Source organism: Leclercia sp. M-A074-M, from assembly GCF_965195605.1.
Taxonomy (GTDB): Bacteria; Pseudomonadota; Gammaproteobacteria; order Enterobacterales; family Enterobacteriaceae; genus Enterobacter.
Genome location: NZ_CBDAHM010000003.1, coordinates 1 through 11339 on the forward strand (window position 1 = coordinate 1; position 11339 = coordinate 11339).

The window sequence follows — 11339 nt, forward strand, 5'->3', positions numbered from 1 at the left end:
CCCTTACCCCCCTTTCCCTCTTCCCCATAAAAACGTACTACTTCCCTAGTACATATGAGGATTTGGGTCAGTTGGTTGCCGACCTAAACAGGCACCTTTAAGCCTGCTTCTGTTCGGGTACCTTTAAACCCGAAGTAATCAAGAACGCGCTTGCGTTCCAGCCAGGGGCGGTTCGGCGGTATATCCCTGTAATGCCCTGCCTTGATTCCTTACGAACAGGCGAAGCCGTGTGTTTGCTTCATGCCTTGCCCGGTTCTCCTTGCGGTATGAAACGGGCTCGGCTTCAAACGTTTCCTGATACACATCTGCATAGCGTTGAATGGCTTTTTGCCGTACTGCTGGCGTCAGGATTAATAATTGCTGCCTAATCCAATCCGAATCTGCCTGGCTATGGTTGTCAGGCATGACCAGGTGCTCATTACGGGTGATATCCATCAGAGCTAAACCTTTCGGGATAAAGAATCTGAATCTCTGTCAGTTCCGCGCTGAACAATTTGGCCAACTTCTCAGCAACTTCCGCAGATGGCCTCTGTATACCTCGCTCCATTCGACTAAGATTACCGGGGTCGCACTTAATGGATGATGCAACCTCCTGAATGGTCATCTTTGCTTTGAGGCGAGCTTTGCGTAGTGGTGTAGTAAACATGCGCATAACTCCATATGTGTTTTAGACATAATATGCGTGACAAACATATTATGCAAGTTGAGTTGTGTGAGTTGCAAAATTATGTATAAAATACAAATTAAATAACATTTGGCGGGGGTGCTTCGATGAACGTAGGGCAACGCATTAGAGAGCTGCGAAAAGCAAAAAAAATGACTATAAACCAGCTGGCGTCCCTGACTGACTGGGATGTCGGCAATATTTCTCGGCTTGAAAGAGGCATGCAGGGCTACAGTGAAGCCAGCCTCAAAAAGATTGCCGAGGCGTTAGAAGTTCCACTCTCTGAACTATTCTCTTTCCAAGATAAAAAAGATACTGTAGATACATACAGTATCAATTCACTTTCACCGGAAAGGAGAAGGGACGTGTATCGAGTTGATGTGATGGACGTTTCTGCAAGTGCAGGCAATGGCAACTCTACCCGTGACTTCATCGAAGTTATTAGTTCGATAGAGTACGTTACCGAAGAGGCGAGAAATCTCTTTGGCCACAGACCCGCAAATCAGGTCAAGCTCATTAACGTTCGCGGCGATAGCATGCAGGGCACAATCGAGCCTGGTGATCTCATTTTTGTTGACGTTGGTGTAAACCATTTCGATGGTGATGGCATATATGTTTTTGATTTTAGTGGCGATCTATTTGTTAAGCGCCTTCAGAAAATCAAGACTCAACTCCATGTGCTCTCAGATAACCCACTGTACAGAGAATGGCAGATCACTGATGAAGAAATGGACATGCTTCACGTTTGCGGAAAGGTACTTTTAAGCCAATCACAACAGTTCCGACGCCACGCGTAACTCTTCATTCCCGCACATACTAAAGAGCCTTTGGGCTCTTTTTTTTTGCTTTTGAAACATATCTTTTAAAGTCAGGAAAACAGTTGGTTAGACCTGAAATATGTTTGCCACGCATAAATATGTTTGACAGACAATTTTGGTGATCGTATGCTTATTTCATCGGCAAACATCGGAGCTAACTAAATGACCAGCCAGCCAACTACTGAGAAGTTTTTCCAGTTAGTTGATATCGAAGATTTTCGATACAGCAAAAATTGTTCTCATATTAACTATGGTGAAATTGCTTCTGATTGTGATAGCAAAACCATCTCTATTTTTGAAGCAATAAACCATCTGAGCTTAAGTATTTTTACTTTATCAGAAGAGGAAATTATCAATAAAGATAAAATCCTCAACCTCACCAGTATTATCGCTGACCTTGCTGAATTGGGTGTTGCGACAAATAAAATATCCCATACAGCTGCATATCTTTCTGGATTAAAGGATGCAAATCATGGCGCATGAAATTTCATTAGAGCAAGTAACAGAGCGTGCGCATCAAGCGGAAATTATTTGTCGAATGATGGAGTCTTATCCTGACCGAATGGCTGATTCCGAAGTGATAGCTATTGCCTCGCTACTGCGCAGACTCACAGGTGATGTATGCGCCTGGTTGATTGAAGAGCAGGCAGTTAAAGTTAAAAGCAAATAACCACCCCTTTAATTTAACCTGTAATAAATACAGTTTAATCGCTGGAGAATATTACATCCTTTTAATGGGTTTTTATTATGGTAAATAAATCCGCTTATAAAACAGCGCAATTAATGCGCAGCGCCGGATATTGGCACATCGCCAATCTCTTTTTAAAGAAAGCATATGGGAGATAATTTATGTCCACTCAACAACGGCAAGATATTCAGACACTGAATGTTAAAGCAGAACAGCTCAATTTCCTTATGCAAACCATCCACGCCCATCATAAGGATTTCGATTGCTACCAGCTTGATGGCCTTTTAGGTCTGGCTTATGACCTCGCTGGCTCTGTTTATTCCTGGACCGAAACAGAGGAGAAAATTGTACTGGCGAATGAAGACGCGCAAAGAAGGATTATTTAGATGGATAAATTAATCGAAACATATCGGCGTCGAATTCTTAAAGCAGCATTGCTCCGCCACCTGCGTAAGACAGGTAGCAATTGCATCATTATTAATCAGCCCAAAGGCGAAATAAAAACAATCGAATTAACAGAGATTCTTCTCGATGGCCTATTGAGTCGATTTGAAAAACAGGCCGTGGGCGAGTTCGGGAACATCGAAGGGGTTAAGGCGGTCAGGGGAATTTATAGCAGCGCCGTAGATGTGAATGGCCGCGGCGAGTTCCTGACAGAAAGCGGTAAAGAGTTAATCGACGATCTCATTAAGGAGCTGGTGGATTTTGCCAAAAAGCACAGACCAGCATTAGCGGAGGGTCAGCATGTTAAGTCAGCAAAACGCTAAACCGGGTTGCCGCCCGGTTCTGAATATCGATCTGCATGTTCTGCCTGACTTCACTGGTCGCGTCGTTCTCTACATCGAAAACGGGCAGGTGAAGTGTGATCGGCGGTTATCTCCCGACGAGCACATTTGCACTTTGGACACGTTTATTGAAATGGCTCGCGACATGGAGCTGCGGCTCGCGGAGGCGAAAAGTGACGCTGACTGCAATTCGAATTCCTGAGTGGGTTCACCTCAAAGCGGCTCACGTGTTGCGCCAGTTCAGAGCGAGGAGGATTCACCCCTGCCGCATGATCGGCTCCGGGAATCTGAGCCTGAAGGTTAATCACCGCTGGCGGCTGCTTTCACGCGATGGCGGCAAGAGCTGGGAAGTAATGAGCCATGAAACCTATAACCGGGAGAAAGATAAATGACCGACCATGAAAAAGAAAACGTGAAGCAGCTTGTTGCTCGCCTGAAGGAAATCCAGAAGCAATCCGACGTAACGATTCCTGGTTGGATGCTTGACGAAAACCGCTATGGCAAAGGCTCCCTTACGTTAGAAGAGCAGCATGAGTGGGCTCAAACCGTCGTCCAGTCCATGCGCGGTACGGTCGCCCTGCTTTATCTCATCAGCTGCGAAAACCGCTGGGGACTCCGTGATGGGCAATACCAGTTTAAAACCGAGGAGTTTACTTTCGGCTTAACCCGGGAACTTATTGAAAATCTGCTGATTAAGCATGTGGAATGCGCACTGATCGAGCACAAGCCTAAGGAACGCTATCTGGCGGTTTACCAGTTCTACTACGCCAACGATCAGCGCCTGAAAGAAGTCGGTCATTCGTGGTTCGCAGAGTTTCTCGACGAGATATTTGTAGATCTCGCTGCCCAGTTGCGCACCGGTAAAACAATGCCAGCCAACCACGTTTTGCATTAAGGAGCAATGAAGATGGCAATGAAAGCAGAATTAGCACCAGTAGCGGCCCGTGACTTGCAGATCATCGAGTATCGCGGCCTGCGCGTAGTGACCACCGAGCAAATGGCAGTGGGTTACGGTGCAACGGAGAAAATGCTCACAAATAACTTTTCTCGCAACGAATCGCGTTTCGTTGAGGGTAAGCACTTCTTCAAAGTGGAAGGTGCTGAATTGCAGGAGTTCAAAAGGCTCCCCTCTTTAAGAGGGTTGGTTAGTAAATATACGAGTCAGTTGATTCTCTGGACCGAGCGTGGCGCAGCCAATCACGCAAAAATGCTGGAAACTGATCAGGCATGGGGTTACCACGAAGACCTGGTGGAGTTTTACTTCACACAGCGTGACGCAATTGCCCTGCCAGTCAGCCGTAAAGAGCTGGCGCTGATGGTTATCGAGGCTGAAGAACGAGCCGAAGCCGCTGCGCTGGAAAACAAAACGCTCAGTGCCACCGTCGAGAGTCTGGAGAAGCACTTCACCAAAGGCATGACGATCCCGGCATTCTGCAAGGCGCTGAACGGCGTCAACATCAACAAAATGATGTGGTGGGCGTCCGAGCGTGACTGGGTTTTCAACGAGCAGCGCGATCCAGAAAAAGACCCACGCTGGCGCGTTGCCTCCTACGCCCGTGATAAATATCTGACCGAAGACCAGACGCAGATCACGCCGCACGGCAAGGATGCTTTCACGAAGTTTACGCCAGTGCTGCTGGAGAAAGGCTGCCACCGCCTGTATCAGCTGTACATGAAAGGTGAGCTGCCAATGAAAAAGACCTGGAATGGCGCGTACCTCCACGATAAAGCGATTTATACCCCTGAGGGGCGCTAGTATGAATAAGCAATTCTGGTATCCCGCTGGCTCACTGGAGGAAGCCCACCAGCAGGCGCTGACATGGGTGTGTGATGCCTACCTGTTCCATCTGGTCAGCCTGCACCGTCGCCCGGTATATCGCCACCAGTACGGTGATATTTCGCTAGACCAGCCAGCGCTGCGGGGTTTTATCGACTCGTATCTGGAAGAAAAGAGCTGGGATTTAGATCGCCGCCGCGCGCATTACATCAACATGCTTGACCTTATCCGCTATATGGGTCGAAAAAATTCGGACTTCATTGACTGGGGAACCGTGCCATCACTAACGCCTCGCGGGTTGCGCTGGATGAACGCCTGTTTCTCGAGGTTGGGAGAAATGGTCAACAGCTGCGGTGGTTGGGAAAACTGCGTCGAGAAGAAGATGGAGGGTACTAATGCGTGATACTGCCGATGTCGTTTTGCTGGTCCCGAATGATTGGGTAAGCGAAAAGGTGCTGATCGCGGTCACCGGGCTCAAGCCTGGAACCATCCTCCGGGCCAGAAAGGAGTGCTGGATGGTCGGGCGGGAATACGTGCACGTCTCACCGGACGGAAACCCGAAACCCTCCAGCGAGTGCATGTATAACCGGAAAGCGGTTGATGCATGGGTCGCCTCGATGAAAAACAAACAGCCAGGGTGATTTGATGCCATGAAAAAGGTAATCTCATATCGCTCTTGGGCGTCTGGAGGAGTTCATGGATAAAGTCACATATCCAACAGGCGTCGAAAACCACGGTGGCACATTGCGCATCTGGTTTAATTTTAAAGGTAAGCGTGTCAGGGAAAGTCTCGGTGTCCCTGACACCGCTAAGAACAGGAAGATCGCCGGGGAACTGCGGACGTCGGTATGTTTTGCCATCCGTACAGGCACATTTGAGTATGCGGCACAGTTTCCGGATTCCCCTAACCTCAAGACTTTTGGGGTGGGTAAAAAAGAAATTACAGTGTCAGAGCTTGCAGAAAAGTGGCTGGATCTGAAGAGGATGGAAATCTGCGCGAACGCACTCAACCGTTATGAGTCAGTCGCAAGGAACGTGGTGCCCAGGATCGGGGGAAATCGGCTGGTGTCAGCAGTGACCAAAGAGGAGCTGCTGTATATCAGGAAAGATTTGCTGACCGGTCACCAGACGCCAGTGAAGGGAAAGGCCCCGGCGAAGGGGCGAAGTGTTGTCACCGTGAATTATTACATGACAACCATTGCCGGAATGTTTCAGTTTGCCGCAGATCACGGCTACGTAGAGGCAAACCCCTTCGAGGGGATGAAACCTCTTAAAAAAGCCAGGGCAGAGCCAGATCCGCTAACTCGTGACGAATTTATTCGCCTGATCGATGCATGCCGGCATCAGCAGACGAAAAACCTGTGGTCACTTGCAGTTTACACAGGGGTACGTCACGGGGAGCTGACCTCCCTGGCCTGGGAGGATATCGATCTTGAAGCTGGAACAATAACAATCAGGCGTAATTATACAAAACTGGGCGAATTCACTCTACCGAAAACTGAGGCGAGTACAAACAGGGTCATACACCTTATCCAGCCCGCGATCAGCGTCCTGAGGAATCAGGCGGAAATGACCAGGCTTGGAAAGCAGCATCACATTGATGTGCAGCTGCGCGAGTACGGCAGAACGGAGAGCCACGACTGTACATTTGTTTTCAACCCTCAACTGGTCAGAAGATGTCAGCATGTCGGGTTCATCTACAAAGTCGACTCGATAGGTGATTTGTGGGATGCAGCGGAGAAGCGAGCAGGGATAAGGCACAGGAAAGCTTATCAGTCGCGTCATACGTATGCGTGCTGGTCACTGTCAGCTGGCGCTAACCCCAGCTTCATTGCCAGCCAGATGGGCCATGCGAGCGCCCAGATGGTCTTCAATGTGTACGGGGCGTGGATGGCTGACAGCAGCAGTGAGCAGATCGCGATGCTGAATCAGAGGCTTGCGAGTTTTGCCCCACAGATGCCCCAAAGCCTGCAAAGCAGCACCAGAGTATTATTGAAATCAGTAAGTTAAATACGAATGCCCGACATGTTAATTGCGTGGAAGGTAACACCACGCTCTATGCCCTGCCTAAACCTGAAGTGGTGGCGCGCTGGCGGGAGCAGACCGACGACGACTTTCGCTTCTGCTTTAAATTCCCGGCTACCATCTCCCATCAGGCTGCGCTGCGTAACTGTGACGATTTAACCGCAGAATTTTTTACCCGCCTGGCGCCGCTGGCCAACCGTATTGGCCAGTACTGGGTGCAGCTCCCCGCCACTTTTGGCCCACGCGATCTGCCCGCGCTATGGCAGTTTCTCGATGCCCTGCCCCGGGAGTTCACTTATGGAGTTGAGGTTCGTCATCCTGAATTCTTCATGAAAGGCGAGGCGGAGAAAGCGCTTAACCGCGGTCTGCATGAGCGCGGCGTCAATCGCACCGTTCTCGACAGCCGCCCGGTCCACGCCGCCGTGCCGCATAACGAGGCCATCATCGACGCCCAGCGTAAAAAACCGAAGGTGCCGGTACATGCGGTGATGACCGCCAGCAATCCGATGGTGCGTTTTATCGGTAGCGACAACATGCCGCAAAACCAGGCGCTGTTTGCTGTCTGGTTACAGACTCTGGCGAAGTGGGAACAGACCGCCACGCCATATCTTTTTTTGCATACCCCTGATATCGCCCAGGCGCCACAACTGGTCGATGCTCTCTGGCACGCCTTGCAGGCCGTGGCACCGTCCATCGGCGACGCCCCCGCAATTCCGCAGCAATCTTCTCTTTTCTGAGCTCACCCCCTATCATAGAAGTGCCATCTGCCAAAAAACAGGGAGTTTGTATGGTTTGCGCGCTGTATGCGGTACTGGGTGCGTTGCTGTTAATCAAGTTTTCGTTCGATATTGCGCGCCTGCGGATGTTGTACCGCGTCTCTTATGGCGACGGAGGTTTCTCTGAGTTGCAAACCGCAATCCGCATTCATGGCAATGCGGTGGAATATCTCCCGGCGGCACTGATCTTGCTGTTATTTATGGAAATGAATGGCGCAGAGACCTGGATGGTGCACGTCTGCGGCCTGCTGCTGATCCTTGGGCGCCTGATGCACTACTATGGTCTCCATCAGCGTCTGTTCCGCTGGCGCCGCTCCGGCATGAGCGCGACCTGGTGTTCGCTTGTGCTAATGGTGCTGGCTAACCTGTGGTATATGCCCTGGGAGTTGGTTTTCTCACTGCATTAGCGCACAATACGCCCCTTTATTTATCCCGGATTTTTACGTTATGTCAGATCGCGACACGCTTTTTTCTGCGCCTATCGCCAGTCTGGGCGACTGGACCTTTGATGAACGGGTGGCTGAAGTCTTCCCGGATATGATCCAGCGCTCGGTCCCCGGCTACTCTAATATCATCTCCATGATCGGCATGCTGGCGGAACGTTTTGTTCAGCCGGACACGCAGGTCTACGATCTGGGATGTTCGCTGGGCGCAGCCACGCTGTCGGTTCGTCGTAATATTAAGCACGACGGTTGCAAAATTATCGCCGTCGACAACTCACCGGCCATGGTTGAACGCTGCCGGCGCCATATTGACGCCTGGAAAGCCCCGACCCCGGTAGAAGTGGTCGAAGGCGATATCCGCCATATCGAGATTAAAAACGCCTCGATGGTGGTGCTGAATTTTACCCTGCAATTCCTGGTGCCCGAAGACCGTCAGCTATTGCTGGACAAAATTTATCAGGGGCTGAACCCTGGCGGCGCCCTGGTGCTGTCGGAAAAATTCAGTTTCGAAGATGCCACCGTCGGCGAACTGCTGTTCAACATGCACCACGATTTCAAACGTGCCAACGGCTACAGCGAGCTGGAGATCAGCCAGAAGCGCAGCATGCTGGAAAATGTGATGCTGACCGATTCGGTTGAGACTCACAAAGCCCGTCTGCACAAGGCTGGATTCCCGCACAGCGAGCTGTGGTTCCAGTGCTTCAACTTTGGCTCACTGGTGGCGCTGAAAGGCGGTAACGCATGATTGATTTCGGTAATTTTTATCAGCTGATTGCCAAAAACCACCTCTCCCACTGGCTGGAAACCCTGCCCGCGCAGATCGCCGCCTGGCAGCGTGAATCCCTGCACGGGCAGTTTAAGCAGTGGAAAAATGCGGTGGAATTCCTGCCGGAGATGACGCCCTATAAGCTCGACCTGCTGCACAGCGTTACCGCCGAGAGCGAACAGCCGCTGAGCGAAGGCCAGATGCTGCGTCTCGAAAACCTGATGCGCAACCTGATGCCGTGGCGCAAAGGGCCGTTTTCTCTCTACGGCATGCAGATCGATACCGAATGGCGTTCAGACTGGAAGTGGGAGCGCGTGCTGCCGCACCTCTCTGATTTAACCGGACGCACCATTCTGGATGTCGGCTGCGGCAGCGGCTATCACATGTGGCGCATGATTGGCGCAGGCGCCCATCTGGCGGTAGGCATCGATCCGACCCAGCTGTTCCTCTGCCAGTTCGAAGCGGTGCGCAAACTGCTTGGCAACGACCAGCGCGCGCACCTGCTGCCGCTGGGGATTGAGCAACTCCCGGCGCTGGCCGCGTTCGACACCGTCTTCTCGATGGGCGTGCTTTACCATCGCCGCTCCCCGCTGGAACACCTCTGGCAGCTGAAAGATCAGCTGGTCGACGGCGGTGAGCTGGTGCTGGAGACGCTGGTGGTGGAAGGGGATGAGAATACCGTGCTGGTGCCAGGGGATCGCTATGCCCAGATGCGTAACGTCTACTTTATTCCGTCGGCGCTGGCGCTGAAAAACTGGCTGGCGAAGTGCGGTTTTGTCGATATCCGCATCGCGGATGTCTGCCCTACCACTACCGACGAACAGCGCCGCACCGAGTGGATGACCACCGAATCTCTGGCCGAGTTCCTCGATCCGAATGACAGCAGCAAAACGATTGAGGGTTATCCGGCTCCGGTTCGCGCAGTGTTGATTGCTACCAAGCCGTAATTTATGCCGGGTGGCGGCTGCGCCTTACCCGGCCTACAAAAACGGTGCCGTGTCGCCGGAAAATGCATAAAAAAAGACCCCTGTTGAAATTGCAGGGGCCTGGTACAAACAAGCATCATATTGGGCGACATGATGCGCGGTAAAAACTGTTTTAGCGACAATAGCGTGCAATTATCGCCTTCATCTCTGCAACCGACTCTCCCTCGACGCCGTAGCGGGAATATTCATCCGCGTCGGCATCCGTCGACATCGACAAGCCTGTGTTGCGATAGCGCATGGGTGACGGTAGCCACTTCCCTGCTGAGCTGTGCAACTCTTCCACCCCTGCCCGCAAAAACGTCTCCAGATTGGCGGCGCGAACGCCAGCACCCGCCATTATTATTGGAACACCTGATTGGGCTTTTAGTTCCTTAATTAATGAAATACCTTTTTCGGCGGAGGCGTGTTGACCCGAAGTCAGCACGCGCGCAACCCCCAGTTCCGCGAGGTTTTCAAAGGCTTGCCGCGGATTTACACACATATCGAAGGCGCGATGAAAAGTTACCGCCATTCCCTTTGCAGCAGCCATAATCTGGCGCATGCGCGGCATATCGATATGACCATCTTCATTCAGCAGGCCGATGACCAGCCCCGGGAAACCCAGCGCCTTAACGAGGGCGATATCCTCCAGCATGGCGTTAAATTCGCCGCTGCTGTAGCAAAAGTCCCCGCCGCGGGGTCGAATAATCGGGTGAACCGGAATGCTCACCGCCTGACGCACCGATTTCAGCACCCCATAAGAGGGGGTCAGCCCGCCCTCTTTCGGAGCGGCACAGAGTTCAATACGATCGGCGCCATGCGCTTGCGCGGTCACGGCGCACGCCATGCTGTAACAACAGATCTCCAGCAATGCCACGAAATCTCCTTATAACCTGTTGGGTTTTGCATCATGCCATGCCGCTTTCCCCGCGACACGGCGTTACCTCACAACTCTTTCGCTTTATTGTTCGCTGGCGACAATCTCTTCGATTGTCCAGGGGTGAAACTTCACCGTCACGCTGCCGTCGGTAACCGCCAGGGTCGGATTTGGCAGTCGCTCGCGCTCCCCTTTTGGCGAGCTGGTTTTCACAAAAATGCCAGGCTGGCTTAAGCCCTCATCAGAGAGCAGCGCCAGGGCGCGGGCATTCAGGGTATCCGGGTCGCCGGGGAGGACGATCTCAATATGCTCCCAGCCTTCGTGGGGGTAGCGTTTTTCACCCGGCCACGGCAGTTCAACCACTGTAAAGCGCCAGTGGGCGACGCAGACGGGTTCATGCAGCTTAAAGAGGCAGATAGGACGGCCATTGATGATGTTCTCCGAGAGCAGTTCGCCGCACTGCTCAAACCCTCGCCACCAGCGCTCCGCCGTGGCATTCTGATGGCAGCGCAGGGAGATGTGGTCCGCCGCGAGCGGAGCGATATCCAGACCCAGGCGAGCGGAAAGCGCCGCAAAGGCGTCAGTGAAACGCGGTAAATCGGCTGCAATATCCTGCAGGTCGTCAATAGATTGCCAGTTCGCCATCATCAGTACTCTTATCGTCATGCAAAAGCGTTAATTTACTCTGTTGCTGGCCTGCGACCAACCGCTGTTTTGAGCCAGTGCTGACGGCAACGGGCAATTGCAGTATACTC

At 52.0% G+C, this 11339-nt stretch carries 20 protein-coding genes; 16 read left to right on the forward strand and 4 right to left on the reverse strand.

Annotated elements, in window-relative coordinates; genetic code table 11:
* Positions 1 to 138: 138 nt before the first annotated feature.
* Together ACOKCT_RS06675 and ACOKCT_RS06680 are read right to left on the reverse strand one after the other, a co-directional pair.
* A complete protein-coding gene (locus ACOKCT_RS06675) occupies positions 139 to 435 on the reverse strand; it encodes a hypothetical protein (RefSeq protein ID WP_420193294.1) in 297 nt (98 codons plus the stop codon).
* The gene (locus ACOKCT_RS06680; protein ID WP_219297507.1) at positions 419 to 652 is read right to left on the reverse strand and encodes a helix-turn-helix domain-containing protein; all 234 of its coding nucleotides are present in this window, start codon (positions 650 to 652) and stop codon (positions 419 to 421) included. Before ACOKCT_RS06680 ends, ACOKCT_RS06675 begins: the two co-directional genes overlap by 17 nt.
* A 119-nt stretch (positions 653 to 771) precedes the next feature.
* On the opposite strand from ACOKCT_RS06680, the gene ACOKCT_RS06685 reads away from it, so the two are divergent.
* The 16 genes from ACOKCT_RS06685 to cmoB all read left to right on the forward strand — a co-directional run bounded on the left by ACOKCT_RS06685 (position 772) and on the right by cmoB (position 9689).
* Positions 772 to 1461, forward strand: coding sequence for an XRE family transcriptional regulator (locus ACOKCT_RS06685; protein ID WP_219297509.1), 690 nt, complete (start codon positions 772 to 774; stop codon positions 1459 to 1461).
* 183 nt (positions 1462 to 1644) lie between these two features.
* Positions 1645 to 1965, forward strand: coding sequence for a hypothetical protein (locus tag ACOKCT_RS06690; protein ID WP_420193295.1), 321 nt, complete (start codon positions 1645 to 1647; stop codon positions 1963 to 1965).
* A complete protein-coding gene (locus ACOKCT_RS06695; RefSeq protein WP_219297513.1) occupies positions 1955 to 2152 on the forward strand; it encodes a hypothetical protein in 198 nt (65 codons plus the stop codon). The genes ACOKCT_RS06690 and ACOKCT_RS06695 overlap by 11 nt, the downstream gene beginning before the upstream one ends.
* 179 nt (positions 2153 to 2331) lie before the next feature.
* On the forward strand, positions 2332 to 2556 hold the full coding sequence (locus tag ACOKCT_RS06700; RefSeq protein WP_420193296.1) for a hypothetical protein: 225 nt from the start codon (positions 2332 to 2334) through the stop codon (positions 2554 to 2556).
* Complete coding sequence (locus tag ACOKCT_RS06705) at positions 2557 to 2937, forward strand: hypothetical protein (protein ID WP_420193297.1); 381 nt, start codon at positions 2557 to 2559, stop codon at positions 2935 to 2937. It abuts the gene before it with no gap.
* Entirely contained in the window at positions 2915 to 3157 is a 243-nt protein-coding gene (locus ACOKCT_RS06710; RefSeq protein ID WP_420193298.1) for a hypothetical protein, read from the forward strand. The genes ACOKCT_RS06705 and ACOKCT_RS06710 overlap by 23 nt, the downstream gene beginning before the upstream one ends.
* Positions 3129 to 3347, forward strand: coding sequence for a hypothetical protein (locus ACOKCT_RS06715; RefSeq protein ID WP_420193299.1), 219 nt, complete (start codon positions 3129 to 3131; stop codon positions 3345 to 3347). The genes ACOKCT_RS06710 and ACOKCT_RS06715 overlap by 29 nt, the downstream gene beginning before the upstream one ends.
* Complete coding sequence (locus ACOKCT_RS06720) at positions 3344 to 3850, forward strand: hypothetical protein (RefSeq protein WP_420193300.1); 507 nt, start codon at positions 3344 to 3346, stop codon at positions 3848 to 3850. The genes ACOKCT_RS06715 and ACOKCT_RS06720 overlap by 4 nt, the downstream gene beginning before the upstream one ends.
* Positions 3851 to 3862: 12 nt before the next feature.
* Entirely contained in the window at positions 3863 to 4711 is an 849-nt protein-coding gene (locus ACOKCT_RS06725) for an ORF6N domain-containing protein (RefSeq protein WP_219297521.1), read from the forward strand.
* A gap of 1 nt (position 4712) precedes the next feature.
* Entirely contained in the window at positions 4713 to 5135 is a 423-nt protein-coding gene (locus ACOKCT_RS06730; RefSeq protein ID WP_063135773.1) for a hypothetical protein, read from the forward strand.
* Positions 5128 to 5373 (forward strand): excisionase family protein, encoded by a 246-nt coding sequence (locus ACOKCT_RS06735; RefSeq protein ID WP_029591919.1) that lies wholly within the window; start codon positions 5128 to 5130, stop codon positions 5371 to 5373. The genes ACOKCT_RS06730 and ACOKCT_RS06735 overlap by 8 nt, the downstream gene beginning before the upstream one ends.
* 55 nt (positions 5374 to 5428) lie before the next feature.
* Entirely contained in the window at positions 5429 to 6742 is a 1314-nt protein-coding gene (locus tag ACOKCT_RS06740) for a tyrosine-type recombinase/integrase (protein ID WP_420193301.1), read from the forward strand.
* Positions 6721 to 7494, forward strand: coding sequence for a DUF72 domain-containing protein (locus ACOKCT_RS06745; RefSeq protein ID WP_156654800.1), 774 nt, complete (start codon positions 6721 to 6723; stop codon positions 7492 to 7494). The genes ACOKCT_RS06740 and ACOKCT_RS06745 overlap by 22 nt, the downstream gene beginning before the upstream one ends.
* A 50-nt stretch (positions 7495 to 7544) precedes the next feature.
* Complete coding sequence (locus tag ACOKCT_RS06750) at positions 7545 to 7940, forward strand: MAPEG family protein (protein WP_103180070.1); 396 nt, start codon at positions 7545 to 7547, stop codon at positions 7938 to 7940.
* Positions 7941 to 7980: 40 nt separating this feature from the next.
* Positions 7981 to 8721, forward strand: coding sequence for a carboxy-S-adenosyl-L-methionine synthase CmoA (cmoA, locus tag ACOKCT_RS06755; protein ID WP_103180071.1), 741 nt, complete (start codon positions 7981 to 7983; stop codon positions 8719 to 8721).
* Positions 8718 to 9689, forward strand: coding sequence for a tRNA 5-methoxyuridine(34)/uridine 5-oxyacetic acid(34) synthase CmoB (gene cmoB, locus ACOKCT_RS06760; RefSeq protein WP_325940885.1), 972 nt, complete (start codon positions 8718 to 8720; stop codon positions 9687 to 9689). Before cmoA ends, cmoB begins: the two co-directional genes overlap by 4 nt.
* A gap of 151 nt (positions 9690 to 9840) precedes the next feature.
* Here the strand turns inward: cmoB and cutC are convergent, their stop codons facing one another.
* Both cutC and ACOKCT_RS06770 read right to left on the reverse strand, forming a co-directional pair.
* Complete coding sequence (gene cutC, locus ACOKCT_RS06765) at positions 9841 to 10584, reverse strand: copper homeostasis protein CutC (RefSeq protein WP_159339519.1); 744 nt, start codon at positions 10582 to 10584, stop codon at positions 9841 to 9843.
* A gap of 84 nt (positions 10585 to 10668) precedes the next feature.
* Positions 10669 to 11229: a VOC family protein gene (locus ACOKCT_RS06770; protein WP_420193402.1), complete on the reverse strand. Its 561-nt coding sequence runs from the start codon at positions 11227 to 11229 to the stop codon at positions 10669 to 10671.
* Between the last annotated feature and the right edge of the window lie 110 nt (positions 11230 to 11339).

Coding starts and splice junctions, on each gene's coding strand:
- ACOKCT_RS06675 (WP_420193294.1), bottom strand. CDS start 435: ATGGATATCACCCGTAATGAGCACCTGGTCATGCCTGACAACCATAGC.
- ACOKCT_RS06680 (WP_219297507.1), bottom strand. CDS start 652: ATGCGCATGTTTACTACACCACTACGCAAAGCTCGCCTCAAAGCAAAG.
- ACOKCT_RS06685 (WP_219297509.1), top strand. CDS start 772: ATGAACGTAGGGCAACGCATTAGAGAGCTGCGAAAAGCAAAAAAAATG.
- ACOKCT_RS06690 (WP_420193295.1), top strand. CDS start 1,645: ATGACCAGCCAGCCAACTACTGAGAAGTTTTTCCAGTTAGTTGATATC.
- ACOKCT_RS06695 (WP_219297513.1), top strand. CDS start 1,955: ATGGCGCATGAAATTTCATTAGAGCAAGTAACAGAGCGTGCGCATCAA.
- ACOKCT_RS06700 (WP_420193296.1), top strand. CDS start 2,332: ATGTCCACTCAACAACGGCAAGATATTCAGACACTGAATGTTAAAGCA.
- ACOKCT_RS06705 (WP_420193297.1), top strand. CDS start 2,557: ATGGATAAATTAATCGAAACATATCGGCGTCGAATTCTTAAAGCAGCA.
- ACOKCT_RS06710 (WP_420193298.1), top strand. CDS start 2,915: ATGTTAAGTCAGCAAAACGCTAAACCGGGTTGCCGCCCGGTTCTGAAT.
- ACOKCT_RS06720 (WP_420193300.1), top strand. CDS start 3,344: ATGACCGACCATGAAAAAGAAAACGTGAAGCAGCTTGTTGCTCGCCTG.
- ACOKCT_RS06725 (WP_219297521.1), top strand. CDS start 3,863: ATGGCAATGAAAGCAGAATTAGCACCAGTAGCGGCCCGTGACTTGCAG.
- ACOKCT_RS06730 (WP_063135773.1), top strand. CDS start 4,713: ATGAATAAGCAATTCTGGTATCCCGCTGGCTCACTGGAGGAAGCCCAC.
- ACOKCT_RS06735 (WP_029591919.1), top strand. CDS start 5,128: ATGCGTGATACTGCCGATGTCGTTTTGCTGGTCCCGAATGATTGGGTA.
- ACOKCT_RS06740 (WP_420193301.1), top strand. CDS start 5,429: ATGGATAAAGTCACATATCCAACAGGCGTCGAAAACCACGGTGGCACA.
- ACOKCT_RS06750 (WP_103180070.1), top strand. CDS start 7,545: ATGGTTTGCGCGCTGTATGCGGTACTGGGTGCGTTGCTGTTAATCAAG.
- cmoA (WP_103180071.1), top strand. CDS start 7,981: ATGTCAGATCGCGACACGCTTTTTTCTGCGCCTATCGCCAGTCTGGGC.
- cmoB (WP_325940885.1), top strand. CDS start 8,718: ATGATTGATTTCGGTAATTTTTATCAGCTGATTGCCAAAAACCACCTC.
- ACOKCT_RS06770 (WP_420193402.1), bottom strand. CDS start 11,229: ATGGCGAACTGGCAATCTATTGACGACCTGCAGGATATTGCAGCCGAT.